Genomic DNA, 24,787 nt, shown 5'->3' on the forward strand with positions numbered 1-24,787 from the left:
TCATGAACGATCGAGGCTAGCGAGATCGGGGAAGTGGGACTCCCAGGCGGTCCTCGCCGGGCCGGGCAGGAATAGGGTCCGCCAGTGGCTACGCAGCACGTCCGCATTGAGGTGGGCGTGCAGGTCCTCGGGCGTCTGCGCCTCGCGGATCACCCGCTCGTACATCAGCAGTACGTCGGCGTCGTCGGCCAGGTCGTACTCATAGTGCGGGCCCCAGTCCAGGTGCCGGGGCAGGACCACAAGGCCGTCCACCGGCCCGCTCAGATCTACGAGCGAGTCCGGCAGGGTGTATGGCCGGAGCTGTGCGTACCTGCTGCTCATGCTCACCAGCATGCCCGAAACCTGGGCCCCGCGGTACGCATACCTGCGATGGCGGCGCTCCCGGGACCCCGCCGAGGCAGGGCGTGTGGCACGTTCGCCTCCGCGGTCCAGGCGTGCGACCTGGTCTGGCCTGGGGGTTTCGCCTCCCTGGAAGCACTGGCGGACAGGGTCCCGGCCTTTGCCGGACAGGCGGGCTGGCACCGCGCAGAGAGTACGAGTCGGAGCGCCGGTCTCCCCGGTCGCGGCGACAGCGGTGACCTTACGAACGGTGTGGGGTGGCCTTGACCGCGTCAGCGGATGGCGGCCGCCCGGAGCGGGGCGCGTACCGGCATCGGAATCTCGAAGTGCACCGTGCCGAAGCCGCCGTGCTCGCCCGTCGTGCGGGCGTCGAAGACCTCGGTGGCGAGGCTGCGCCAGAAGGCCTCGGCGCCGGGGATGTCGACGTTCGTGTGCAGGTAGATGGTCTCGTACCCGGGGGCTCCGGCGGCGAACGCGCAGGCCGCCCGGACCATCGCGCGGGCCAGGCCGTGTCTGCGGTGCTGTGGGCGTACGTACACCCGCAGCAGCTGCGCCGTGCGCCCCGAGGGGTACCGCTCGGCGAGGCTGCGCGGGTGCGGCGGGTGGGCCGGGCCGCGGGAGTTCACCGCGGTGGTGCCGACAACTTCGCCGTCGTGTACGGCCACGAGCAGGGCGTGCCGCGGGTGTTCGAGGTAGCTGCGCCGGATGTCCATGACGTCCTCGTGCCACTGCGGTACGTATCCGTACCCGAACTCCTCATAGAACGTGTCGAGCATGACGCTGCGCGCCCCCGGAACGTCCTCCGGCTGGGCGTGCCGTACCAAGTACGGCCCGATTTCTTCCTGTTCCGGGTGATCCATGGGTGGCAGGCTACCCGAAAACCTCCCTGTTGGAAATGAAAACGATTTCAGATAACGTCTGCCCTGGCTCGCCGGCCGGTGAGTCGGGACGGCGGTCGAAGAACCGTCTGAGAGGGAGTCGCGTGGGACATCTGCTGGTTGTCGAGAGCTGGGTGGGGTCGATGAGCAGGCTGTTGCCCCGGGCGATCCGTGAAGGCGGGCACGAGTTCACTTTCGTCACCCGCGACTTGCACCACTACCTGCGTGCGGCCCCCGCCGACGGGTCGCACCCGCTGCTCGCGGCGCGCAACATCGTCACGGCCGACACCAACGGCCTGGACGCCCTGCTGCCTCATCTGGAGCGGCTGCACGCGGTGCTCGGCTTCGACGGGGTGCTCTCCTCGTGCGACTACTACCTGCCGGCGGTGGCCCGGATCGCGGAGCGGATCGGCCTGTCCGGCCCCGCGGCCGAAGCGGTCGAAGGGGCCTGTCGGAAGGACCTGACCCGGCGAATCCTGGCCGCGGCGGCGGTGCCCGGCCCTCGGTTCGCCGTCTGCACGGATCCGGCCGAGGCGGCGGGCGCCGCCCGCGAGATCGGCTATCCGCTGGTCGTCAAGCCGGTGGACCTGTGCGCCGGCATGTTGGTGCGGCAGGTCCGCGACGAGCGGGAACTCGACGGCGCCTGCCGGGCGCTGACGGACTTCCCGGTCAACGCGCGGGGCCAGGACCGCGCGCCCGTGTTCCTCCTGGAGGAGCTTCTGACCGGCCCCGAGGTCAGCGTGGAGACCGTCTCCTTCCATGGCAGCACGCACGTCGTCGGCGTCACCGACAAGAGCATCGGCGGGGCGCCGGCCTTCATCGAGACCGGGCACATGTTCCCGGCCGCGCTGGACCCGGCCGACTCCGCGGCGGCCGCCGACACCGCCCTCGCCGCGATCAAGGCGCTCGGCCTGGACGACGTGGTCTGCCACACCGAGATCAAGCTGACCCCCGACGGACCCCGGGTGGTCGAGGTCAACCCCCGCCCCGCCGGAAACCGCATCACCGAACTGGTCCGCCACGTCACCGGAGTCGACCTCGCCGCTGCCGCCGTCGACGTCGCCCTCGGCCGCACCCCGGACCTCACCCCGCGCCCGACCGGCGTGCGGAGCGCCGCCATCGCCTTCCTGCTGCCCGACACCGCCGGCACCCTCACCGTGATCGAGGGCGCCGACGAGGCCCGCGAGCGGCCCGAGGTGGTGGAGTTGACCCTCGCCGAGCCGGGCCGCGCCGTCCGCCCGGCCACCAGCAACAACGAGTACCTCGGCCACATCATGACGGTCGACACCCAGGGCAGTGGCGCCCGCGCCACGGCGGAGAGCCTGCTCGCGCAGCTGCGCCCCTGTTATGAGCCGTCCCAGGCGGTGACGGCGTGAGTGCCGTGAGCGCACCGACGCTGCGCGAACCGGCCGTGCGTACCGTCGACGGACTCATCGAGGCCGTGCGTGCCGGCGTGTACGGACCCGACCCCGCCGGGCAGCGGATGGCGCTGGCCTTCACCACCGCCCAGGCAGTCCGGCACGAGGGCCGCACCAGCGGTTACCGCAACGAGGTGCTCAGCCTGCGTCTGCACGCGGCCGTCGGCTCCTGCGCCGTCGAGCCGGGGGGACTGGATCCGTCCGCTCTCGACGACTGCCTCGGAGCCACCGTCGCCGAACTCCTCGGCCATCCGCTGCTGCCCGTACGGATCGCCGCGCTCGACACCTACCTGATGCACACCCGCCCGCACACCACCGAACACGGCGCCCGGCCCTGCGCGCTGCCGTCCGGAAGCTCCCTGGAGCGGTCCCGGGCGCGGTCGCGGGCTGTGGCGGAGCTGCTGCCCGAGGCCGGAATCGAGCGGGTTCTGGTCGTCGGCGTCGTCAACTCCCTGCTGGAGCGGCTGCGCGAGCGTGGCGTCGGGTACGTGGCCTGCGACCTCAAGGGCGGGATCACCGAATGGGGTGAGCCCGTCCGCACCGACGCCCTCGCGGAGCTGGAGCGCTGCGACGCCGTCCTCGCCTCCGGCATGACCCTGGGCAACGGGACCTTCCAGCCGCTGCTCGACCACGCCGCCGCGACCGGGAAGCCCCTGGTGATGTTCGCGCAGACCGGCAGCGCCGTTCTGCCGCGCTTTCTGGGTGCCGGGGTCACGGCCGTGTCCGCGGAGCCGTACCCGTTCTTCTGGCTCGACGGCGGCCCCGGCGTCATCCACCACTACGGAGGCGCCCGATGACCACGGCACCCGTGCTGCACCGGCTGCCCGTCGGTGCTGCCGCCAATCCCGATCTGCTGTCGCTGACCGGCCGTACCCCGCTCGCCCGCATCCGTACCGAACTCCCCTTCCCGCACCCCGGTTTCTGGGCGAAGCTCGAATGCCTCGGCGCCGGCGGCATGAAGGCCCGGGCCGCGCTGTCGATGCTGCGCGGCGCCCGGCGTCGCGGCGAACTCCGCCCCGGAGCACCCGTGGTCGAATCCACCTCCGGGACCCTCGGCATCGGACTTGCCTTCGCCGGACAGGCCCTCGGCCACCCCGTCGTCCTGGTCGGTGACGCCGAACTGGAGCCCAGCATGCGGCAATTGCTGTGCTCCTACGGGGCCAGGCTGGAGCTCGTCGACCGGCCGGCGGCAGAGGGCGGCTGGCAGGCCGCCCGGATCGCCCGGCTGCGCGAGGTACTCGGCCGGATACCGGACGGCTACTGGCCCGACCAGTACAACAACCCAGACAACGCGGCCGGATACGCGTCCATGGCGGCCGAACTCTGCGACCAGCTCGACCACCTGGACATCCTGGTGTGCAGCGTCGGCACCGGCGGCCACAGCGCCGGACTCGTCGGCCCGCTGCGCCGCCGCTGGCCCCGGCTGAAGGTGATCGGCGTCGACTCCGTCGGCTCCGCCATCTTCGGCCAGCCCGCCCGTCCCCGGCTGATGCGCGGACTGGGCAGCAGCATCCACCCGCGCAACGTCGCCCACCACGTCTTCGACGAAGTGCACTGGGTGGGCCCGGCCGAGGCCGTCGACGCCTGCCGCCGTCTCGCCCGTACCAGCTTCGTCAGCGGTGGCTGGAGCACCGGGGCCGTCGCCCTGGTCTCCGCCTGGGCGGCCCGCGTAGAAGCCGGGGCGGTCGTCGCGACCGTCTTCCCGGACGGCCCGCACCGCTACCTCGGCACGGTCTACGACGACGACTTCTGCCACGCCCACGGGCTCGACCGGGCCGACCTCGCCGTACGCCCGCTGGAGCTCGCGCACCCGCAGGCGGCCGAAGCCGTCGGCTGGGCCCGCTGCCGCCAGGTCATCGACCCGTCAGCGCGAACCCGGACCTGGACCCGGACCCGCGGAGGTGCCGAATGAAGCTCACCTGGCACACCACGGAGCTCGAACTGGCCGAGCCGCTGCGCATCTCCCGCTCGGTGATGGCCCGCCGCGACGCCGTCTGGGTCTGTCTCGAACACGGCGGCCTGCGCGGCTGGGGCGAGGCCGTCAGCAGCGACTACCTCGGCCTGCCCACAGACAGGATCGTCCACCACCTCGGCGCCGTCCGCCCCCTCCTGGAACGCCTTCCCGACCCCGAGACCGCCTGGGAGGACCCCACCGCGGCCGGCCTGCCGGACCTCCCGGCCGGCGTGCTCGCCGCGGTGGAGGCCGCCCTGCTCGACCTCAGCGGAAAGCGGGCCGGCCGGCCCGCCCACCAGCTACTCGGCACGCAGCACACACCGGCCGCGGCCACCGCCCGTACGATCGGCATCATCGCCCCCTGCCCGGCAGCCGCCCAGGCCGCCCGCCTGGCGATGCACGGATTCACCGTCCTCAAAATCAAGGCCGGATCACCCGATCCCGCCGAGGACCTCGCCCGCGTGGATGCCGTCCGCACCGGGGCTCCCGGGGCGAACCTGCTGCTCGACCCCAACGGGGCCTGGACCGAACGCCAGGCACACGACCTGCTGCCCCGGTTCGCCGCCCTCTGCGTCACCGCCGTGGAACAGCCGATCGCGCCGGGCGACCACGATGCCCTCGCCCGGGTGGCGAAGGAATCGCCGGTCCCGGTCATCGCCGACGAGGACGCCGTCACCTACGAAGACGCCCTCGCCCTCGCCGGACGGGTCCACGGCGTCAACGTCAAACTCGCCAAATGCGGGGGAGTGCGGGCCGCCCTGCGCATCCACGACGCGCTCCGCGGCAGCGGCACCGACCTCATGCTCGGCTGCCTCACCGCCAGTTCCCTCGGCATCTCTCCGGCCGTGCACCTCGCCGACCGGGCCCGCTGGGTGGACCTGGACGGCCACCTGCTGCTCGCCGAGGACCCCTGGACGGGCATCGGCGGCACGGACGGCACCGTACGGCCCTCCGGGCGGGGCGGTCTGGGCGTGAGACGCACCGAAGGGGAGTCCACCCGGTGAACACCCTTACGGCAGTCCGCAGCTTCCCGCTCGCCGTACGCCTGCTCCTCGTCAACCAGCTCGGCGTCAACACCGGCTTCTACCTGCTCATCCCCTACCTCGCCATCCACCTTTCCGACGGCCTCGGACTCTCGGCGGCGGTCGTCGGGGTGGTCCTGGGCCTGCGAAACCTCAGCCAGCAGGGCCTGTTCCTGATCGGCGGCTCGGCCGCCGACCGGCTCGGCGCCCGCGGCGTGATCATCGCGGGCTGCGCCCTGCGGACCGTCGGGTTCGCCCTGTTCGCGCTCGGCGACACCCTGCCCCTGCTGGTGGCCGCGTCCATACTCAGCGGGCTCGCGGGGGCCCTGTTCAACCCCGCGGTGCGGACCTACGTCGCCCAGGAGGCCGGGGAACGCAAGGCCGAGGCGTTCGCCCTGTTCAACGTGTTCGCCACCACCGGGGCGCTGCTCGGGCCGCTGCTCGGCAGCCTGCTGCTGCTCGTCGACTTCCGGGCCGCGGCCGTCACCGCCGCCGCCGTGTTCGCCGTTCTCACCCTCGCCCAGTTGCTGGTACTGCCCGCCGGACAGGTGCCGGCCCCGGACACCAAAGTGCTCGGGGACTGGCGGGAGGCGGCCCGCGACCACCGGTTCCTGGCGTTCTCCTTCGCCATGATCGGCATGTACGGGCTGGAGAACCAGCTGTACCTGCTGCTGCCGCAGGCCGCGGTCCGGGCCTCCGGCTGGGAGGGCTCGACCGGACTGCTGTTCCTCGCCGGGACGGTCACCAGCCTGCTGTTCCAACTGCGCATCACCCGCGCCCTGAAGGCCCGCAGCGGCCATGGCCGATGGATCGCCGCCGGACTGACCGTGATGGGGCTGGGCTTCGTACCGCCGGCCCTCGTCGCGGGCACCGCCGACCCGCACCCGCTGCGGCTCTTGCCCGTACTCGCCGGGACCCTGCTGCTGCACGTCGGCGTGATGATCGCCTCGCCGTTCGTGCTGGAGATGATCCCCGCCTTCGGCCGGGAAAGCCTCACCGGCACCTACTACGGCCTCTACTACATGGTCTCCGGCATCGCGGCGGCCGTCGGCAGCGCGGGTATCGGCTGGGCCATGGACACCGCCGGACACACAGGCCTGAGCTGGCTGCCGTACGCGTGCTGTCTCGCCCTCGGCCTGGGCTCCGCCGCGGCCCTCACCCGGTTGCGGCGCCGGGGCGCACTGCCCGACGACGAGCCCGTACCGCAACCCCCGCACGCGCGCACCGGCCCACGATCACGAAGCGAGACCCCGTGACCAGCGGAAACCTCCTCACCGACCACCCCGAGCTGTACGAGCAGCGCTTCCCCGACCCGGACCACCTCGCGGCCCGCTGGGCCGAGGAGGTGCTGACCCGGTACGGCGCCGGCCTGCGCGTCCTCGACGTCGGCTGCGGCACCGGCCGCGACGCGGCCTGGCTGCACCATACGGGGGGCCGCCGGGTCACCGGCATCGACACCTCCGAGGCCATGCTCGCGTACGCCCGCGCCCACCACCCGGGGCCCGCCCACCACCGCGCCGACATGCGCGACTTCGACCTCGCAACCGTCTTCGACGCGGTGGTGTGCCTGGACAGCGCCCTGCTGTACTGCCACACCAACGACGACCTGACGGCGTTCCTCGCCCGTTGCCGCGCCCACCTCGCGCCCGGCGGGCTGCTCGTCGCCGAGATGCGCAACGGCGCCTTCTTCCTGGGCAACACCGAGTTGCTCGACGGCTCGCGCACGGCGTCCTTCGCCTGGCGCGGCACCACCTACACGTCCCGCACCACCCTGTGGATCGACCACGGCGCACAACTCCTGCGCCGCCGCCGCACCTGGACCGCCGACGACGGCTCGGCACCGGACGAGCAGCAGTCCGCCTGGCGGCTCCTGTTCCCCCAGGAACTGCGGCACTTCCTCACCACCGCCGGCTTCGAGGTCCTCGCCCTCCACGACGGTCCCGGTCCTCGCACCGAACCGCCGTGGAGCGAAGGCGACTCCCCGTACGGGACCACGAGTTCCGACCGCCTCCACCTCGTCGCCCGGCTCAGTCCCCAGGACCGCCCCCAGTCAGACAGCAACGGAGACACCACACCGTGAACAATCCCCGCTCCGGCCTCGCCCGCCGAGGCTTCCTCCTCGCCCGACGACGCTTCTTCCTCGCCACCGCCACGGCCACCGCCGCCGCCCTCGCCCTCACCGCCGGCTGCGCCGCCGACACCGGCAAGACCGCCAACGCCAAGAACGCCGCCGGGGCCGGCACCCCCAAGCGCGGCGGTACGCTGCGCGCCGCCTTCGCGGGCGGCGGGGCGAACGAGACCCTCGACCCGCACGCCGCCAACCTGTTCGTGGACGCAGCCCGCGCCAAGGCCCTCTACGACAAGCTCGCCGACTTCGGCGCCGACCTCGCGCCCGTGCCGCGGCTCGCCGAGCGCTGGGAGCCCAACGAGGCCCTCGACACGTGGAAGATCACCCTGCGCAAGGCCGCTTTCCACGACGGCCGCCCGGTCACCGCCGAGGACGTCCTCTACAGCTACCGCCGGATCGCCGACCCCAAGGGCACCTTCCGGGCCAAGGCCTCCCTGGAGCCAATCGACCTCGCCGCCAGCCGCGCCCTCGACGCGACCACCGTCGAGTTCAAGCTGAAGCGCCCCTACGCCGAATTCCCCAACGTGCTCGCCGCGTTCGGCGCCTACATCATCCCCGAGGACACCACCTCCTTCGACAAGCCCGTCGGCTCCGGCCCGTTCACTTATCGCTCCTTCACCCCCGGCAAGTCCCTCGTCGTCAAGCGCAACGACGCCTACTGGGAGGGCGCACCCCACCTCGACCAGGTCGAATTCGTCGTCGCCAGCGAGGAGTCGGCCCGAACGAGCGCCCTGCTCGGCGGCCAGGTCCAGTACGCCCACGAGCTCAGCCCCGCCACCGCCCGCACCTACGAGGGCAAGGGGAAGATAGAGGTCATCCGGCTGCCCGGCAGCTCCATGCAGGGCTTCGTGATGAAGACCGACCGGCCGCCGTTCGACGACAAGCGGGTCCGCCAGGCGTTCTTCCTCATCGCCGACCGCAAGGAACTCGTCGACGGCGCCCTCTCCGGCGCCGGCGAGGTCGGCAACGACCTCTTCGGCAAGGGCTACCAGTACTACGCGTCCGGCCTGCCGCAGCGCACCCAGGACCTCGACCGGGCCCGCGCCCTCCTCAAGGAGGCCGGGGCCGAGAACCTCAAGGTCAGCCTCGATACCGCGCCCGCCGCCACCGGCTTCATCGAGGCCGCCGGCATCTTCAAGGAGCAGGCCGCAAAGGCCGGAGTCACCGTCGAGGTCAAGGTCGGCAACAAGGACACGTACTGGAAGGACATCCTCGACAACGGCACCTTCGCGTCCTACCGGTCCGGGTCCATGCCCATCGAGTCGCACATCTCGCAGCGCCTGCTCACCGGCTCCACCACCAACGCCACCAAGTGGCAGCAGAAGGACTTCGACGACCTCTACCAGCAGGCCCAGTCCACCCGCGACGAGAAGCAGCGGGCCGCCCTCTACGAGCGGATGCAACGCCGCCTGTACGACGAGGGCGGCTTCCTGATCTGGGGCTTCGCCGACTGGATCGTCGCCACCGCGCCTGCCGTGCGCGGGGTCGACGCGAAGGCCCCCGCCAACACCCTCGACTGGGCCCGCTTCGACAAGATCTGGCTCGCGTGACCCTGCACCTGACCTGGGTCGGCCGCCGTCTGCTCCTCGGCCTGGGGCAGACGGCGGCTCTCGTCCTGTTCCTGTTCGCGCTCACCGAGGCGCTGCCCGGCGACGCCGCCGTGGCCCTGGCCGGGGACCAGCCCGACCCGGCACGGATCGCCGCCATCCGGGAGACCATGGGCCTGGACCGGCCCGCCGCCGAACGCCTCCTGCACTGGATCGGCGGACTGCTCCACGGCGACCTCGGCACCTCCCTGGTCTCCGGCCGGCCCGTGACCGGGTACCTGGCCGACGGGCTCGGCCCCACCATGATGCTCGCGGGTGCCACCCTCTTCCTGCTCGTCCCGCTCTCCGTGGGCCTCGGCGTCCTCGCCGCCCGCCGTGAGGGCGGCGCACTGGACCGTAGCGTCAGCGCCCTCACCCTCGCCGTGCACGCCGTACCCGAGTTCGCCCTCGGCGTGCTGCTGGCCACGGTGTTCGGGCTGTGGCTCGGCTGGCTGCCGCCCACCGCGGTCGGCACCGACCCCGCCGGCCTCGCCGCTCAGCCCGCCGTACTCGTCCTGCCCGTTGTCGTGCTGCTGTCCCGGCCGGTGTGCACCATCAGCCGGCTCGTCCGCGCCGGGATGATCGACGCCATGGCCTCGCCGTACGTCGCCCAGGCCCGGCGCTACGGCCTGTCCGCGGCCCGCATCCGGTGGGCGCACGCCCTGCCCAACGCCCTCGCCCCGGCAGCCCAACAGCTGGCCCGCACCTGCGACTGGCTGCTCAGCGGGGTCATCGTGGTCGAGGCGCTGTTCGTGATCCCCGGGCTGGGCACCGTACTCATCGAGGCCGTCGCCGCCCGCGACGTCCCCGTCATCCAGGGCATGGCCGTGATCTTCGGGGTGGTGACCGTACTGGTCAACATCGGTGCCGACCTGCTGGCGCGCCGGCTCGCCCCCCGCTCGGAGGTGGCCGCATGACCCGCTCCCCGTCCCGGTACGCGCTCGCACTCGGGCTGATCGCGCTGCCCCTGCTGCTCGCCTTGCTCGGCCCGCTGCTGGCCGGGCCCCCGGGCACCCGCTCCGTCTCGTACGCCGCCGGCGGCGGGCACTGGCTCGGCACCGACTTCTCCGGCCGGGATGTCCGGCACCAGATCCTGCTCGGGGGCCGGTCCGTGGTGCTGGTGGCCCTCGCCGCCACCGCGCTCGCGTACGCGGTGGCGGTCCCGCTGGGCCTCGCCGCCGCCCTCACCCGCCGCAGCGGGCTGGAAGAAGCGCTGATGCGGCCACTGGACGTGGTGATCGCCGTCCCGTCCCTGCTGTTGGTGCTGCTCGTCGCCGCCACCCTCACACCGGGCCCGGTCGGACTGACCGTCCTGGTCGGGCTGGCCGCCGTACCCGATGCGGCCCGGTTGGTTCACTCCGCGGCCGTGGAGATCTCCGCCCGGCCCGCCGTCGAAGCACTGCGCATGCAGGGCGAATCCTGGTGGCGCACGGCCCTCGGCTACGTCGCCCGCGCCATGCGGCGAACCCTCGCCGCCGACGCCGGCATCCGGCTGACCGGAGCCCTGTACCTGGTCGCCACGGCCGCGTTCCTCGGCGTCGGCGTGGAGCCGGACGCCGCCGACTGGGCGGTGATGGTCGACCGCAACCGCACCGGACTGTTCCTGCAGCCCTGGGCCGTGGTGGTGCCCGCCCTGCTCATCGCCGCGCTGTCGATGGGCACCAACCTGCTGTTCGACGCGGCCCTGCAGCGCGGCGGCCGCCGGAAAGGAACGACGTGACGAACCCGAACCCGGACCCGCATTCCGAGGCGGCGGCCGTGGCGGAGGTACGGGACCTGCGCGTCGAGATCGGCGGGCGCCACATCGTCGACGGCGTCAGCCTCACCGCCCGAGCCGGGAAGGTGACGGCCCTGGTCGGGCCATCGGGCTCCGGAAAGACCACCACCGGCCTCGCGCTCCTCGGTGAATACCCCGAGGGCGCCCGGGTCACCGGCAGCGTCCGCACCGCCGGACACGCCGTGGGCTACGTGCCGCAGCACCCGGCCACCGCGCTCAACCCGGCCCGCAGGGTCGGCGCACTGCTCCACGACATCGCCCGCCGCCAGGGCGGGGACAGCCGGGCGGAGCTCCTCGACCGGGTCCGCGAGGCCCTGCGGCTGGCCCAGCTCCCCGATCCGGACGAGGTGCTGCGCCGCTTCCCCCACCAGCTGTCCGGCGGGCAGCAGCAGCGCGTGGTTCTGGCGCAGGCGTTCCTGCTGGGCGCCCGCGTCCTCGTCGCCGACGAGCCCACCACCGGCCAGGACGCGCTCACCCGGCAGGGTGTTGTGGCGGAACTGTCCGCTGTCACACGGCATGGCATCGCGGTGGTGCTGCTGAGCCACGATCTCGACGCGGTACGGCAGTTGGCCGACGAGGTCGTGCTGCTCCGGAACGGACGGGTGGTGGACCGGGGGACACCCGCCTCGGTGCTGTCCGTCCTGCCGCACCAGGCGCCTCCCGCGGCGCGGGAACCCCGCCTGAGGAGCACCGTACGGCTGGAGACCTGTGGCCTGACCGCGAGCCATCGCACCGCACACGGCCCGGTGGAGGTCCTGGGCGCCGTCGGGGTCTCGGTCGCGGCGGGAGAGTGCCTGGCCGTGGTCGGCCGCTCCGGCAGTGGGAAGACCACGATGGGCCGGTGCCTGGCCGGGCTGCACCCGGCCTACCGGGGCGAGGTGCTGCTCGACGGCCGGCCGTTGGCGCGCAGCGTGCGCTCCCGCAGGCGCCCGGAACTGGCAGCCGTGCAGTACGTGTTCCAGGATGCGCGGGCCGCCTTCGACGAGTTCCGCCCGGTCGTCGACCAGGTCGCCCGGACCGCCGTACGCCTGCGGGGCACCGCGCCCGACGAGGCGCGCCAGGCGGCCGTACGGGTCCTGGGAGAGCTGGGGCTGTCGGCGGAGCTCGTGGGGCGGCGCCCCGGCGGGCTGTCCGGCGGGGAGCTGCAGCGGGCCGCGCTGGCCCGTGCCCTGCTGGCGGAGCCGAAGGTGCTGATCTGCGACGAGATCACCTCCGGTCTCGACACCGGCACGCGGGACGGCATCCTCGGGGTCCTCGGCGGGCTCCGCGAACGAGCAGGGCTTTCGCTGCTGTTCATCACCCACGACCTGGCGGCCGCGGGGACGCTGGCCGACCGGATCGCGGTGCTGGAGGAGGGACGCGTGGTGGAGGAGGGCCCCGCCCGGCAGCTGTTCGACTCGCCGCGGCACCCGGTGACGCAGGCCCTGCTGCGGGCGGCGATGCCGTACCGCGAAGGGGAGCGTGCGCCCGGGCCCGTACCCGAGCTTCGCTGAGGGACCTGCGCGACGACCTGCTCGAAGAGGTCGACCGGCTGGCCCGCGAGGGGCGCTTCGACTACCTCCTCATCGAGTCCAGCGGCATCCCGGCTTCTTCGACTGCCGCGATGAGAGCGGCGGTGTCTACGTCGGCACCTTCCTCCAGGCGGATGACGGTCCGCCCAGCGCGCATATCGGTGCTGGAGGACCGGACGCCGGGGATTTCCTCCAGCTCGTCGTCGATGAGCAGGCCGCAGTGGGCGCAGTGCATGCCTTCGACGAAGAGGACTACCTCGAGACCGGGTTCGGTCATGGTCTTCGTCTTCCTACGGCTGAACAGGCTCACGTCCAGGGTCTCTCTACTCGAAGTCGATGGTGCCGGTCTGCATGCCCATGGCGCAGGAGAAGCGCAGGGTGCCTGCCTTGCGGGTGCCCAGGTCCACTTCGGTGTCGCCGTTGCGCTTGACGATCTCCTGGACGCCGAGCTCGGGGATGGTGAAGGCGCGGGCGCAGCCGCCGGAGTCCTTCCCGTGCAGCACCAACTTGGTGGGTGTGTTCGCCTTGGCGGCGAACTGGGTGGTCTCGTAGAAGTCGGTGACCGTCAGAGTGAGGATCTGCTGTCCTGAGGCGTCCATGCGCACGGGGGCCTCTGCCCCCGCCGTCTTCCCGCTCCCGGCGCCTTCCTCGGCGGTGTTGTCACCGCCCTCGACGATGAACGGTCCACGGGCGGCGGTCTGCTTGGCGGGGGACTGGAGGGAAACCCAGCCGCCGGCCTGCAGCCCGGACACGATCGTCCACGCCGCTACGGCCAAGACCACCACGCCCGTCAGGAAGCCCAGCTGGCCCGAGAGAGCCTTGCTGGTACGGCGCAGGACGTAGCCGAGCACCGCGAACAGCGGGGCGGTACCCAATACGAAACCGAACATGACCGCGGCTCCGGCGATCGGCGAGCCGGCCGTGATCGCGAGGAGCTCAACAGACAGCGTCACCCCGCACGGCACGAGGACCGTGGCGAAGCCGATCAAGGCCGGGGTCGCGGCGGAGTCGGTCTTCGCGCTGCGCCGCAGCAGCCGGCCGAACGAGGCGGGAGGCCGCGGGACGAGCCGTGCCACTGCCTTGACCCCGAACAGGTCGAGCACGAACAGCACCATGAGCAGTCCGGCGGCGATCACCATCCCCGCCTGGACGCGGGGACTGGGCTGCAGGGCCGAGCCGAAGATTCCCAGCAGCGCTCCGAGGATCGTGTGCGAGAGCAGCTTCCCCGCGAGGAAAGCCCCTACGGCGACGAGCTGTCCGGCCAACGGCTCCGGGGCCGGGGGTGTTGCCGGCCGTTCGGCGGTGGCCGTACGGCCCACGGACTTCGGGCGCTTCGCGGGAGCGGCGGCGAGGACTCGGGCGGGGCTGCGGCGGGTGACCGCGCCGGCGAGGAGCCCCCCTTGTACGGCGGCGCAGGAAGCGCCACCGGCAACCAATCCGGTGCTGAGACCGGTGATGAGCAAAGCGATGGACGACGGCATGCGTCGTAACTCCTGTTCTGCGACAACGGCACGCGCAGAGGAATCGCAGGTAAGTGGGCGTGCCGAGGTGGACGTGGGAACAGCGCGGCGTCCCGTGAGGCAGGGCCTCACGAGCGGGGAGCTGTCACGTCCGTGACACACACAGCCGGTGCAGATCAGGAGGGGGAAGCGCGCGCGGCGGCGCGTTGGGCTGCGACATCAGGGCGGCGGGCGAGCAGGTGGCCGCGTCCGGCGCAGCGTCGAGAACAGGCGCTGTCGGACCGTCGTTGACGACGGTTCCCTTCGGCGCCTCGCACACCTGCCGGGAGGTCGGACACTCCGGTCCGCTCTCGCTGGAATGGCTTGCCATCACCACATGCCCCGCAGGGGCCTCGGTGCCGGCCGTTGCGGATACGGCACCCATGGGGCCGGTCATTGCCATCGGCATCGCCATGGCGGAACGCGCCAGCCCGGTGAGGCAGAACATCAGCGCGCACACCAGCAGCGCCCCGGACCATGTCCGGAGCGCCGACGGAAGACGTCGCATCATGCGCGCCATCGTAGGCCACTGCCTGCAGCCGTCCGGCCGCGACCACGAGGGCGACCCATCACCTCCACCGATCCGGGCGGACGGGCCGATCTGTCGCCCTTGACCTTGCCCCCAGGGGAAGGTTCCTGGCATGAAGCAGGCAGACGCAACGTAGAACGTGGCGTCAGTTGGCCGACGAGAGCTCGACGGGTTCAGGGGGCAGGCTGCCGTCGAGCAAGCCGAGCACCGGCCCTGCCATGAGGCCCAGTACGACGGAACCTGCCGCTGCACCGTACGCGAGCAGCATCGCGGTCGGCACAGCGGCGATCGGGCCGGAGCTCCGGCGGCCGGTCACGGCGGGGGCGATCCAGCGCAGGTAGTAGAAGAGAGAGGCGACTGTGTTGACGGCGGCGAGGACCGCGAGCCAGGCGTAGCCGCCGTCGAAGGCTGCGCTGAAGGCCTCCAGCTTGCCGAGGAAGACGGCGGTGGGCGGCGTCCCCACCAGGCCGAGCAGGCAGACGATCAGCGATGCGGCCAGGGCTGGGCGCCGACGGCCCAGTCCGCGGTAGTCCTCGATGGTTCTGGCTTCGGGAAGGGCGCACACCACGGCGAACGCACCAAGATTGGTCAGGGCGTACGCCGCCAAGTAGAAGAGGAGCGCCTGCTGGGCCAGGTCCGCGCGGCCGGCGACGACCACCGGCATCAGGAGGTAGCCGACCTGGCTGATGGTCGAGTAGGCGAGGAGCCGCTTGACGTCCGTCTGGAAGAACGCCGCGAGGTTGCCGAGCGTCATCGACGCGGCGGAGAGGACGGCGATGAGCGCAGGCCACGGCACATCGGTGTCCGACAGCGGTCCGGCCGCCAGGCGGTAGGCAGCGGCCAGCGCACCGATCTTGGGGACGGTGGTGAGGAAGGCGGCGACCGGCGCCGAGCTGCCCTGCACAGCGTCCGGCACCCAGAAGTGCCCCGGCACCCCACCGGCCTTGAAGAGCAGGCCGGCGAGCAACGCGACGAGGCCGACGGCCACCAGCCCCGCCGGGGCTTCCGGCAGTGCGCCCCGAAGCACGGGGTAGGCGCTCGCGCGGCCGGCCGCGTACAGGACGGTGATTCCGCCCAGCATGACGACCCCGAGGAGCGCGCCGACCACGTAGTACTTCAGCGCGGCCTCGGTCCCCGCGGCGTCCTTGCGGAAGCCCGCGAGGACGTACGAGGGCACGCTGGCCAGAAGATAGGCGGCGGCGAGGAGCAACAAGTCCTGGGCCCCGGCGAGCATCAGCGCACCGAGCGCGGCGAGTTGGACCAGGACGTAAAACTCGCTCTCCCGGGCGTTCGAGCGCAGCGGACCGGTGCTCAGTGCGAGCACGAGCAGGGTCGCGCCGAGGATGACGATCCGGCTGGTCGTGGTGACCGGATCGATGGCGAAGGCGTCGTCGAAGGCGGTCCCCGTCGAGGCCGTGGTCGCGGTCGCGATGCCGACCGCGCACGCGACGCCGGCCAGTGCCCCGACCATCCACTGGCGAGCGCGCGGGAGCCACGCGCCCAGCAGCAACCCCAGGACGGCTGAGGCCGCGAGCAGGACCTCCGGGAGCAGGTCGAGGGGGTTCTCGTCCATCCCGTTCATCGTGCGAGCAGCCCCAGCACGCCGCGGGAGGCCGGTTCGACGACGTCGAGCAGGAAGCGCGGAGCGATGCCGAGGACGACCGCGAGAATGAGCAGTGGGACCACGGCGGCGCTTTCGTGGGAGCGGATGTCCGGGAACGGACGCGGTGCGCCGGGCGCCGCCGGAAGGCGGAGCGGCCCGAGGAACACCTGCTGGAGGGCGCGCAGGAAGAGTCCGGCGGTCAGGAGAATGCCGAGCACCGCCAGGCCGGTGGCCACCGGGCGCGGGCCCAGGCTGCCGGTGAGGATCTGGAATTCCGCGATGAACCCGGAGAACCCGGGCAGACCGAGGGAGGCGAAGGCCGCGACGCCCGTCAGTCCGGCGAACACCGGCGCCCGCTCGGCCACCCCCGAGTAGGAGGACATCTCGTAGGTACGGCCGCGCTCGTACAGCACTCCCGAGAGGAGGAAGAGCGCGCCGGTCAGCAGTCCATGGCTGACCATCTGCACCACCGCACCGGTCACCGCCAGCTGCCGGGCTTCTTCGTCCCCGCCGCCGGCCGCCGCTGCCGCGCCGACGGCGAGGACGATGTATCCCATGTGGTTGACGGAGGTGTAGGCGACCATCCGCTTGAAATTGCTCTGGGCGAGGGCGACCAGCGCTCCGTACAGGACGGAGACCACTCCGACCACGACGAAGACCAGCGCGTAGCTTCGCCACGCGCCAGGCAGGACTGGCATGGCGATGCGCAGGAACCCGTACGTGCCCATCTTCAGCAGCACCCCGGCGAGGATCGCCGAACCGGCCGCCGGTGCCTCGGTGTGGGCGGGCGGCAGCCAGGTGTGGAAGGGGACCGTCGGGGTTTTGACGGCCAGGCCGACGCCGAGCGCGAGCAGGACCAGCGCGCCGTACAGGGAACGTCCGGCCAGCGGGTTCTCCCGGGTCAGCTCGACGATGTCGAAGGTGTGCGGCTCGGCTGCCAGATACAGGCCGATGAAGCCCAGCAGGAGCGCGAGCGAGCCGATGAAGGTGTAGAGGAAGAACTTCAGCGCGGCGCGGGCCGCGCCCGGGTGCCCCCAGCCGGCGATGACGAAGTACATCCCGACGATGGAGAGGTCGAAGAAGACGAAGAACAGGATCAGGTCGAGGGAGACGAACAGCCCCAGGCAGGTGGTCTGGAGGAAGAGGAACAGCGCGGCGAACTCCCTGATCCGGCGGGTCTCGCGCAGCGCGTAGAGCGCGCAGGCCAGGAACAGTACGCAGGTCAGGGCGACGAGCGGCAGCGACAGGCCGTCGACGCCGACGTGGTAGCCGACCCCCGCGCTGGGCATCCAGCGGGCCTTCGTCTCGTACTGGATACCGCCACCGGGCCGATATCCGGCCCATAGCGCGACAACGAGGGCCAGTTCGGCCGCCGTGGTGGCCACCCAGACGCCGCGGAAGAGGCCGCGCGCCGCACGGCCCGGTACACACAGCAGCAGCGCGGCGACGGCGGTCGGGAGCAGGACGAGGACGGTGAGCACTGCGGTCACCTCACGAGGACGAGGACAACGGCGAGGACGGTGAAGGCCGTGACGGCCTGCGCGAGGTATTGGTGCAGCTGCCCGGTCTGAGGACGGCGGGCCCACCGGCCGAGATCCCCGGTAACGGTGGCGACTCCTTCGACGGCAGCGTCGACCACGCCCTGTTCGGCCCGCCGGTCGACAAGCCTGGCCAGCCGCAGCGTTCCCCGTGCCACCGCATCGACGCCGCGGTCCAGGACGCGGTCGTCGAAGGCGGCCAGCATGCGGGCGGAGCGCAGAACGGGATCCACGAACAGGGTCCGGGCGGCGGCCTCGAGACCGAGCCAGTCTCCGAACCACCCGCGGACCCCGGCCGACAGCGGCATCGCACGAGAGCCCCAGCCCGCAGCCGCTGACGCAATGACGGCGAGACAACCCGAGAGCACGAACTCCCACCAACGAGGTACGGCTTCGCCGGTCCCGCCGACCACCCGACTCACCGCGTCCCGCAGGGGAGGAAAGGCCCAGGCCGTCAGCGCGAGGCAGGCCGCGGCGAGCGTGACGAGCGGTGCCCCGGCCGGCCACGGGAGCCGTCGGCCTTCGACAAGCCGCCTCGGGCCATCGGCGGGGGACGGTCGCCATACGAACCACAGGGCCTTGGCGGAGTACACCGCGGAGACGACGGCGGCAGCCAGCCCCACCCCGTACAGGACGGCGCCCTCCTCGAGCGCGGCAGCGAGCAGTACGTCCTTTGCTGCCCACAGCGCCAGGGGTGGCACCCCGGCGAGTGTGAGGGCCGCGACGGTGAAGGTGATTCCCGCCGTACGGTGCCGACGCGCGGCACCCCGCAGCTCCGGCAGGAGCTTCGTGCCCAGGAGCGTGAGCCAGACACCGGACACCAGGAACGCCAGGCTCTTGGCCGCCGCATGGGCCATCAGCTGAAGAGAGCCGCCGGTCACGCTGCCCGCCCCGGCGGCGAGCACCATGAACCCGATCTGCGCGCAGCTCGACGCGGCGAGCAGCTGCTTGAGGTCGGACTGTGCCACCGCGACGAGGCCGAGCGCTACCGCGGTGATGGCACCTGCCCAGGCCACGGCCGGTCCTCCCCACCCGGACGCGTCGAGCAACGGCTGAAGCCTGAGCAGCAGATAGGCCCCGGCCACCACCATCGTCGCGGAGTGCAGCAAGGCGGAGACCGGACTCGGGCCCTGCATGGCGCGGGAGAGCCAGAAGCTGAACGGAAGCTGGGCGGATTTGCCGAGGGCCGCGGTGATCACCCCGGCGGTGATCAATGTGAGCCAGGGGTCGCCGGCTCGGTCGAGTGCATCGAGAGAGAGCGTCCGCGACGCTGTACCCGCCAGCGCGGCTCCGGCGGCCAGATACAGACCCAGATCGGCAGCCCGCGTGGTGATGAAGGCAGTGTTCGCGGCACGTACCCGCTCCGGTTCGCGCCACCAGTAGCCGATCAGAGCCCAAGAGGTGGCGCCCATGAACTCCCACCCCATCAGCAGCACGACGAGGTTGGACGCCGTGACGGTCACCAGCATCGCGCCGCTGAAGAGCAGCATCAGCCCGAAGAACCGGGCCCGCGCCTCCCCCCGGACGATGTCCCAGGCGCTGAAGAGCAGCACGGCCGCCGTAACCGCGGTGACGGTCACCACCATCAGCCCGGACAGCCCGTCCACCACGAGCCGCAGCGGCAGCCCGGCAAGCAGCGGAGCCTCGGCGGTGGGATGCCGGAAGGCGGCGAGACACGCGAGGACAAGAGCCGCTAGGGCAGCACCGGTTGCGGCGCCGGGGGAGACTCGATCGGCCTGACGCCCCGCGACGACGAGCAGCGTGCCGACCGCCAGCGGCAGGGTGACCAGGGCCCACAGCACTGCGCTCACTCCTTCAACTCCGCCGCCATGTCCGTCAGGTCGACGCCACGGGTCCGGAAGAGCGCGGTGACCACGGCGAAGCCGATCGCCATCTCCACCGCCATGACGGTGACCAGGACGACGACCAGCACCTGCCCCTCGTCGGCAGCGGGCGCGATGTAGTGCCAGACGGCGGCAGCCGCGACGATGAGGCCGCCCAGCATCAGTTCCAGCCCCATCATGAGCATCACGATGGACTGCTGCGTCAGCGCGCCGAACAGACCGATGCAGAACAACGAGGCGGCGAGCAGCATCAGCAGCTCCAGGTTCATCGCCCCACCCCGCCACGGGCCGGGTCCGTCGCGCCGCCGCCCCGCAGGTCGTCGCCGAACCGGTCGTAGCGGCCCCTTCGGGTGGCCAGTACGACGGTGCCGACGATGGTGGCGAACAAAGCCATGCCCAAGGTCATCATGGTGAGCATCTGCGGGCCCATCAGCGACATGCCGAGCGCCTTGGTCGGATCGACGGGCGCAGCGCCACGGCGATCGGGCCAGGGCGCGAGCAGGATCCCGGCGGCGAGTGCGGCGAAGACCGCCGCACTGATCACGGCCGCGCCCTTGGCGTTGTGGACCATCGTCATCGGCATGAGCCCGGCGGGGTTCATCATGTACATCACCATGAACACGGCCATGATGGCCATTTCGAGCGTCATCATCAGCACGATCACGACGCCGAGGTAGTCGAGCCCGAGGAGCAGCACCTCGCCGCCCACACAGAGCAGAGAGGTGAGCAGCGCGTACGTGGCCCGCGCCATGGAGTCGAACCGGAACACCATGATTCCGCCGACGATGGCCACAGCGGCCAGCACCCAAAAGAACACGTCCGTCAGCATGTGCTGGAGCTCTCGCTTCTCACGGGATCATCCCGGCTGATCGGTTGTTCAGGACGACGACGGCGACGGCGAGTGCCTGCAGCAAGGTCAGCGGCACCAGCACCATCCAGGCGAATCCCATGTAGCGGTCCATCCGCACGGTGGGCACCATCCGTCGTGCCACGACGAGAACGGCCAGCACCACCGCGGTCTTGATCACGGTCCACGCCCAGCCGGGCAACAGCGGGCCGTGACCACCGCCAAGGAAGAGCGGCACACTGAACGCGGCGCTCACCACCAGGAGCAGCCACCGGCCGGCCAGGAACACCAGCCGGTCCGCACCGGACAGTTCAGCCACCGCACCGCCTGCCGCGTCACGGCCCACCGGATGGTCGAACGGTCCCCAGAACGCCATCGCCATCGCGCTCAGCAGGTAGACACCGAAGGCCGCCGGCATCCACACCGCGAACCAGAGCCCCTGCTGCGCCTCGACTACTTCGCCCACGCGCAGCGACTCGGCCCCCAGGGCCGCCGTCGTCAGGGCGAACATGTGCGGCAGTTCGTAGGCGAGCCCCTGAGCGAGGAACCGGTAACCGCCGATCAGCGACAGCGCGGAGTTCGGCCCCCAGCCCGCCAGCCACACCGCTGCCCAGGCCAGCGCCTCCATCGCGTTGAACCAGACGATGCCGACGTCCGGATCGGTGACGGAGTTGAATCCCAACGGCACGACGGCGCAGGCGAGTACGGCCGCCATGGGCAGGAGTAGGACGCCGGCCCGGGTGAGCAGCTGGTCGGCGGCGCTCGTACGGCGGCGCTGCTGCGCCGTCAGCCGCACCGCCTCGCGCAGTGGGCCGGCGGCACGGAGGCAGATCTCCCGGACGGATGTCGCCCGCCCCTGGTCAGCCGACGCCGACAGCACAGCGTCGAATCCAGCCGTGCCGAGGGCCAGAGCCGCCAGCACCACCGGCAGGACGGGTGTGGCCCACAACGGCGTCGGCTCAGCCATGCGCACCTCCGTGCGCCGGTACGGCGGAAAGCTCATCGAGGTCGGGGTCGAGGCTCGCGACAGTGATCCGGGCGGCCGCGAACTCAGCGCCCGTCAGCAGTTCCGGCAGGACGTCGAGCAGTGCCGCCGACGGCGGCCGTTCGCCATCGACCCGCCCGCGGGGGCCCAGTACGTCGTCGTGGGCAATGGCCCGGGTGTCTCCGAACGCCTCAGCGCACTGGCTGATCTCCACGAGCCACACGCGCATACGGTCGTACGCGTCGCCATCCGCCCCCAGCGCGGGCCCTGTCACGCCGTGGCGGTGGGCGCCGGAGGCGGGTAGCAGACCCAGCCCCGCGGTGAGCCGACGCAGGGTCCGTGAACGCTCCACCCGACGGACCAACTCGTGTACATCAGCGGGAAATCGGTCCTCCGAGGTGCCCGCCAGTACGTCGTCACGCAGTCGACGGGCGCGTGCGCCCGTATCCCTCCATCCCACGACGGAGAGGAAACGGGCGAGACTGTCGAGGTGGGCCGCGCACCGACGCCGGGCCGCCACATCGCGCGGCACGGCCTCGCCACCGGCCGCACGAATCCAGGGCTCGTTCCAGAACGGGACGGCAGCACCGGAGTGCCGCACCTGGTCGACCTCCGCACTCTGGACGACGTCGCCCTGGAGGGCTACGCGGAGAATCAGTCCACAAGGCCAGTCCGGCAGGATCGGACCCAACGGCACGTGCAGCACGTCGAGGCGCAGCCCGTCGCGGTCGTCGGCCCGCTCCGCCATCGGCCGCCCGGCGACCTCCATGGATCCCATGTCATGCCCAGCATGCCCGTGGCGCTGGTCCGGAGATGCCGAGTCGTCATGACCGTCGTGCGCATGCTTCATGTCACCGTCGGATGAGGCGTGGCCTGGATGCTCGTGGTGGCCGTCTTCCTTGGACGAGGCTTCGTGCATGTCCGCTGCATGCTGCCCGTGGTGCTCACGATCTTCGGGCTCAATCGCGGGCAGCCGCTGCCCACCCGCAAGGAGGGCTGCCAGACCCTCATCGAGCGCGGCCGTGACGCCCTCGGACTCGGTCACGCTCACCAGGGCCCGTGGGCTTGGAACCTGTCGCCGGATGTCTTCGAGCCACCGCCTACCGGTCGCATCCGCTGAGCCGATGACGACGATCAATGCCGCGGCCGCAGGTCCGTCCGCCAGCGGCCAGCCGCGTCGGCGCACCTCCGCCTCGACCTCCAGACGCACCGCCGTCGCACCCGGCCACGCCACCATCAGAACCGGCGGCCGGCCCACTGCCGCGCGCAGCAGCGCCTCCCTCAGGCCCATCGGAAGGCGCCCTCGCGCCAGGCGTAGCCGACTCCCGCGAAGAGAATTCCCAGGAAGAGGAACATCTCGACGACGGCACTCGTGCCGACCGCGGAGACCACCCGCACCCACGGGTACATGAACAGCATCTCCATGTCGAAGGCCAGGAAGATCATCGTGATCGGGTACCAGCGAACATGGAACCGTGAGACGGCGTGCTCACACGGCGCGAGGCCCCCACCGAAGGGCTCCGTCTCCAGCGGCCCTTCTGGGGCGGTCAGCCACGCATTCCAGCCGTATAAGCACATCAGACATCCGGCCGTGATCCCCAGCAGGATCAGCACCGGCTCCCACGAAGTCATCCCACCCATGGTGCTGCCTCTGGGGCGTCAGGTCTTACAGGCGCGGCCGATCACAGTGGGGGGATGAAGGCGTGTCCGTTGGGTGATCTCGAAGTCGAAGTGCCGGCCCGGTCGCCTCCCCGTCGGTGCGCGGGCCTGGCGCGGGGAAGCGGTCACGAGCTGAGGCGCGGCGCGTTCCTGCCCGCGCCTGTGACGAGGGAGGGGCGGTGGCCGTGCCCTCCCGGCGTGAGCCTTGCCTGCCCTAAGCGGGAAGAAGGGTCCTCACCGCCTGGGCGACGGTCGGATCTTCAAGCAGGTGTCGCAGTTCGTCCAGTTTCTGGGCGGCGACCGCATGGCCGTCCCCTGCGGGTGGGACGCCCTGAAGCGGCGGATCGAAGCAGCCCAGGCGTCACTGGAGCTCGTCGAGTGCGCCCTGGACTGCTATCACGATGACATCACGCAGTGCCCGCACTTTCAGGCGATCGTGCGGCCGGAAGTGGTTTCAGAGGTCATGGCTTTTTCCTTGTGTCGCCGTAGCAAATAGGCCATTCGTGTGGCGCGTTGTGATGGTCTTGTGGGTGCGTCGGCGGAGCCCGACCGATGAACGGCTAGTATCACGGCGTGATTACGGTCCGGTCACCCCGACGTATATCGCGGGTCCGCGTGTTGGCGGGTCCGCTGCACGTGATGGCCTGGGTTGCCCTCCTTTGCGCCTTCGTTCTCACGCACGGCGTCGGCGGGGAAACCGCGGCTGACCACCTGCCGGGCGGCGCGGCAGCTCCCGTGGTGTCGACCGGGTATGCCAATGACGGAGCAGCGGAGCACGTTCCGTTCCTCGCCGTGTCGGGGGACGGTCGAGGTGGCGGTCACGGGCCCTCCCACTCGGGCGGTCACTGCATGACCGGGAAGCCGCAACAGGGCCCGACCCTGGTGTGGCCCTGCTTTGCACCATCGGATCGCGAATCGGCTGTGGCCGGTCCGCCTCCATGTCTGAGCAGTCTTGGTGAGAACGCACGCTCGGTCATGCCGGCTGTGGCTGTGAGATCGGCTGTGGTTCAGCAGGTGTAGGACGCGGAGTCCGACCGGTCTTCGCGCGATGAGATGGATGCCGCCCCAATGCGGCGTGTCCGGATGCTCGTCGACGCCGTCCTGCCCGCACTCTGGGTTGCCGTCTTCCTGTCATAGGCAAGGGAGCCGGTGGCCGTATGGAGGGCCTGTGCCGACCTACTCCCGCATGCCTTCGCCCGGCGAAGGCACCCCAACCGCCGCGCCTTGGCTGCGCCGACTCGTTTCGGTGATCTACGGCAGCCTGCTGCTGGTGACGGTCCTGTGCGCTCTCGCGCACGGGTCCGGGCCGGAGACGCATGCCACGTCGCCGGACGCCGTGGCCGTGTCGGCCGGTATGGCGATGGGCCGTCCTGAGGCCGTCGAGCCTCACCACAGCTATCGGCCCCAGCTGCCCCACCGGCCACATGGGGCCACGGACTGCGCACCGCAAGCAGTCGTCGACACGAAGGCTTCGTACAGGGAAGAGCCACCCCTGCCCGTCTCGGTCGCGGCGGCGGTCCTCCTTAGCCCGCTCGTACGGCAGCCACCTTCAGACGGCGATGGAAACCGACATCAACGCCGGGTGCGCACCGGCCGTACCACCCTCGTCATCACGTCCCGCTGGCGTATGTAAGCCTCTCGCCTGCAGTCGTCGTCCGCGAACGGCTGCC

The 24,787-nt window shown here is 71.5% G+C and carries 24 protein-coding genes; 11 read left to right on the top strand and 13 right to left on the bottom strand.

Annotation, left to right across the window (positions count from 1 at the left end):
- Together J7F03_RS35660 and J7F03_RS35665 are read right to left on the bottom strand one after the other, a co-directional pair.
- The gene (locus J7F03_RS35660) at positions 1–321 is read right to left on the bottom strand and encodes a hypothetical protein (RefSeq protein WP_214956949.1); all 321 of its coding nucleotides are present in this window, start codon (positions 319–321) and stop codon (positions 1–3) included.
- 290 nt (positions 322–611) lie between these two features.
- On the bottom strand, positions 612–1,199 hold the full coding sequence (locus J7F03_RS35665) for a GNAT family N-acetyltransferase (protein ID WP_214956951.1): 588 nt from the start codon (positions 1,197–1,199) through the stop codon (positions 612–614).
- A 122-nt stretch (positions 1,200–1,321) separates the two neighbouring features.
- On the opposite strand from J7F03_RS35665, the gene J7F03_RS35670 reads away from it, so the two are divergent.
- From J7F03_RS35670 to J7F03_RS35715, 10 genes are read left to right on the top strand one after another with little or no spacing between them, the layout of a single operon-like run.
- A complete protein-coding gene (locus J7F03_RS35670; protein WP_214956953.1) occupies positions 1,322–2,593 on the top strand; it encodes an ATP-grasp domain-containing protein in 1,272 nt (423 codons plus the stop codon).
- A 5-nt stretch (positions 2,594–2,598) separates the two neighbouring features.
- Complete coding sequence (locus J7F03_RS35675; protein WP_374104439.1) at positions 2,599–3,432, top strand: Rossmann-like domain-containing protein; 834 nt, start codon at positions 2,599–2,601, stop codon at positions 3,430–3,432.
- Positions 3,429–4,547, top strand: coding sequence for a PLP-dependent cysteine synthase family protein (locus tag J7F03_RS35680; RefSeq protein WP_214956957.1), 1,119 nt, complete (start codon positions 3,429–3,431; stop codon positions 4,545–4,547). Before J7F03_RS35675 ends, J7F03_RS35680 begins: the two co-directional genes overlap by 4 nt.
- Positions 4,544–5,593, top strand: coding sequence for a dipeptide epimerase (locus J7F03_RS35685; protein ID WP_214956959.1), 1,050 nt, complete (start codon positions 4,544–4,546; stop codon positions 5,591–5,593). The genes J7F03_RS35680 and J7F03_RS35685 overlap by 4 nt, the downstream gene beginning before the upstream one ends.
- A complete protein-coding gene (locus J7F03_RS35690) occupies positions 5,590–6,867 on the top strand; it encodes an MFS transporter (RefSeq protein WP_214956961.1) in 1,278 nt (425 codons plus the stop codon). Before J7F03_RS35685 ends, J7F03_RS35690 begins: the two co-directional genes overlap by 4 nt.
- Positions 6,864–7,691, top strand: coding sequence for a trans-aconitate 2-methyltransferase (locus J7F03_RS35695; RefSeq protein WP_214956964.1), 828 nt, complete (start codon positions 6,864–6,866; stop codon positions 7,689–7,691). The genes J7F03_RS35690 and J7F03_RS35695 overlap by 4 nt, the downstream gene beginning before the upstream one ends.
- A complete protein-coding gene (locus tag J7F03_RS35700; RefSeq protein WP_214956966.1) occupies positions 7,688–9,289 on the top strand; it encodes an ABC transporter substrate-binding protein in 1,602 nt (533 codons plus the stop codon). The genes J7F03_RS35695 and J7F03_RS35700 overlap by 4 nt, the downstream gene beginning before the upstream one ends.
- Positions 9,277–10,242 carry an ABC transporter permease gene (locus J7F03_RS35705; protein ID WP_251073007.1) on the top strand — a complete coding sequence of 322 codons (966 nt, stop codon included), beginning with the start codon at positions 9,277–9,279 and terminating at the stop codon, positions 10,240–10,242. The genes J7F03_RS35700 and J7F03_RS35705 overlap by 13 nt, the downstream gene beginning before the upstream one ends.
- Positions 10,239–11,045 (top strand): ABC transporter permease, encoded by an 807-nt coding sequence (locus J7F03_RS35710; RefSeq protein WP_214956970.1) that lies wholly within the window; start codon positions 10,239–10,241, stop codon positions 11,043–11,045. Before J7F03_RS35705 ends, J7F03_RS35710 begins: the two co-directional genes overlap by 4 nt.
- Complete coding sequence (locus J7F03_RS35715) at positions 11,042–12,595, top strand: ABC transporter ATP-binding protein (protein ID WP_214956971.1); 1,554 nt, start codon at positions 11,042–11,044, stop codon at positions 12,593–12,595. Before J7F03_RS35710 ends, J7F03_RS35715 begins: the two co-directional genes overlap by 4 nt.
- Positions 12,596–12,656: 61 nt before the next feature.
- Here the strand turns inward: J7F03_RS35715 and J7F03_RS35720 are convergent, their stop codons facing one another.
- From J7F03_RS35720 to J7F03_RS35770, 11 genes are all read right to left on the bottom strand, one after another.
- Positions 12,657–12,923 (bottom strand): heavy-metal-associated domain-containing protein, encoded by a 267-nt coding sequence (locus J7F03_RS35720; RefSeq protein ID WP_308380103.1) that lies wholly within the window; start codon positions 12,921–12,923, stop codon positions 12,657–12,659.
- A 13-nt stretch (positions 12,924–12,936) separates the two neighbouring features.
- Complete coding sequence (locus tag J7F03_RS35725; RefSeq protein ID WP_214956973.1) at positions 12,937–14,094, bottom strand: sulfite exporter TauE/SafE family protein; 1,158 nt, start codon at positions 14,092–14,094, stop codon at positions 12,937–12,939.
- 124 nt (positions 14,095–14,218) lie between these two features.
- On the bottom strand, positions 14,219–14,623 hold the full coding sequence (locus J7F03_RS35730; RefSeq protein ID WP_214956975.1) for a hypothetical protein: 405 nt from the start codon (positions 14,621–14,623) through the stop codon (positions 14,219–14,221).
- A 163-nt stretch (positions 14,624–14,786) separates the two neighbouring features.
- Positions 14,787–16,223 carry an NADH-quinone oxidoreductase subunit N gene (locus J7F03_RS35735; RefSeq protein WP_214956978.1) on the bottom strand — a complete coding sequence of 479 codons (1,437 nt, stop codon included), beginning with the start codon at positions 16,221–16,223 and terminating at the stop codon, positions 14,787–14,789.
- On the bottom strand, positions 16,220–17,725 hold the full coding sequence (locus J7F03_RS35740; protein WP_214957006.1) for a NuoM family protein: 1,506 nt from the start codon (positions 17,723–17,725) through the stop codon (positions 16,220–16,222). Before J7F03_RS35740 ends, J7F03_RS35735 begins: the two co-directional genes overlap by 4 nt.
- A 5-nt stretch (positions 17,726–17,730) precedes the next feature.
- Positions 17,731–19,593: a proton-conducting transporter membrane subunit gene (locus tag J7F03_RS35745; RefSeq protein WP_214956979.1), complete on the bottom strand. Its 1,863-nt coding sequence runs from the start codon at positions 19,591–19,593 to the stop codon at positions 17,731–17,733.
- Positions 19,590–19,895 (bottom strand): NADH-quinone oxidoreductase subunit NuoK, encoded by a 306-nt coding sequence (gene nuoK / locus J7F03_RS35750; RefSeq protein ID WP_214956981.1) that lies wholly within the window; start codon positions 19,893–19,895, stop codon positions 19,590–19,592. The genes J7F03_RS35745 and nuoK overlap by 4 nt, the downstream gene beginning before the upstream one ends.
- On the bottom strand, positions 19,892–20,455 hold the full coding sequence (locus tag J7F03_RS35755) for an NADH-quinone oxidoreductase subunit J (protein WP_214956983.1): 564 nt from the start codon (positions 20,453–20,455) through the stop codon (positions 19,892–19,894). Before J7F03_RS35755 ends, nuoK begins: the two co-directional genes overlap by 4 nt.
- 19 nt (positions 20,456–20,474) lie before the next feature.
- Positions 20,475–21,440: an NADH-quinone oxidoreductase subunit H gene (locus tag J7F03_RS35760; protein WP_214956985.1), complete on the bottom strand. Its 966-nt coding sequence runs from the start codon at positions 21,438–21,440 to the stop codon at positions 20,475–20,477.
- Entirely contained in the window at positions 21,433–22,749 is a 1,317-nt protein-coding gene (locus J7F03_RS35765; RefSeq protein WP_214956987.1) for a hypothetical protein, read from the bottom strand. The genes J7F03_RS35760 and J7F03_RS35765 overlap by 8 nt, the downstream gene beginning before the upstream one ends.
- Entirely contained in the window at positions 22,740–23,090 is a 351-nt protein-coding gene (locus J7F03_RS35770) for an NADH-quinone oxidoreductase subunit A (RefSeq protein ID WP_374104440.1), read from the bottom strand. Before J7F03_RS35770 ends, J7F03_RS35765 begins: the two co-directional genes overlap by 10 nt.
- 295 nt (positions 23,091–23,385) lie before the next feature.
- On the opposite strand from J7F03_RS35770, the gene J7F03_RS35775 reads away from it, so the two are divergent.
- The gene (locus tag J7F03_RS35775; protein ID WP_214956991.1) at positions 23,386–23,613 is read left to right on the top strand and encodes a hypothetical protein; all 228 of its coding nucleotides are present in this window, start codon (positions 23,386–23,388) and stop codon (positions 23,611–23,613) included.
- Positions 23,614–24,787: the final 1,174 nt, after the last annotated feature.

The organism is Streptomyces sp. ISL-43, assembly GCF_018614195.1.
Lineage (GTDB): Bacteria > Actinomycetota > Actinomycetes > Streptomycetales > Streptomycetaceae > Streptomyces.

What these genes read in the sequence shown, in the direction of transcription:
- J7F03_RS35760 (WP_214956985.1), bottom strand. Translation starts at nt 21,440, where the DNA reads ATGGCTGAGCCGACGCCGTTGTGGGCCACACCCGTCCTGCCGGTGGTG.
- J7F03_RS35685 (WP_214956959.1), top strand. Translation starts at nt 4,544, where the DNA reads ATGAAGCTCACCTGGCACACCACGGAGCTCGAACTGGCCGAGCCGCTG.
- J7F03_RS35770 (WP_374104440.1), bottom strand. Translation starts at nt 23,090, where the DNA reads ATGACTTCGTGGGAGCCGGTGCTGATCCTGCTGGGGATCACGGCCGGA.
- J7F03_RS35680 (WP_214956957.1), top strand. Translation starts at nt 3,429, where the DNA reads ATGACCACGGCACCCGTGCTGCACCGGCTGCCCGTCGGTGCTGCCGCC.
- J7F03_RS35755 (WP_214956983.1), bottom strand. Translation starts at nt 20,455, where the DNA reads ATGCTGACGGACGTGTTCTTTTGGGTGCTGGCCGCTGTGGCCATCGTC.
- J7F03_RS35730 (WP_214956975.1), bottom strand. Translation starts at nt 14,623, where the DNA reads ATGATGCGACGTCTTCCGTCGGCGCTCCGGACATGGTCCGGGGCGCTG.
- J7F03_RS35660 (WP_214956949.1), bottom strand. Translation starts at nt 321, where the DNA reads ATGAGCAGCAGGTACGCACAGCTCCGGCCATACACCCTGCCGGACTCG.
- J7F03_RS35725 (WP_214956973.1), bottom strand. Translation starts at nt 14,094, where the DNA reads ATGCCGTCGTCCATCGCTTTGCTCATCACCGGTCTCAGCACCGGATTG.
- J7F03_RS35765 (WP_214956987.1), bottom strand. Translation starts at nt 22,749, where the DNA reads ATGGGCCTGAGGGAGGCGCTGCTGCGCGCGGCAGTGGGCCGGCCGCCG.
- J7F03_RS35710 (WP_214956970.1), top strand. Translation starts at nt 10,239, where the DNA reads ATGACCCGCTCCCCGTCCCGGTACGCGCTCGCACTCGGGCTGATCGCG.
- nuoK (WP_214956981.1), bottom strand. Translation starts at nt 19,895, where the DNA reads ATGAACCTGGAGCTGCTGATGCTGCTCGCCGCCTCGTTGTTCTGCATC.
- J7F03_RS35665 (WP_214956951.1), bottom strand. Translation starts at nt 1,199, where the DNA reads ATGGATCACCCGGAACAGGAAGAAATCGGGCCGTACTTGGTACGGCAC.
- J7F03_RS35735 (WP_214956978.1), bottom strand. Translation starts at nt 16,223, where the DNA reads ATGAACGGGATGGACGAGAACCCCCTCGACCTGCTCCCGGAGGTCCTG.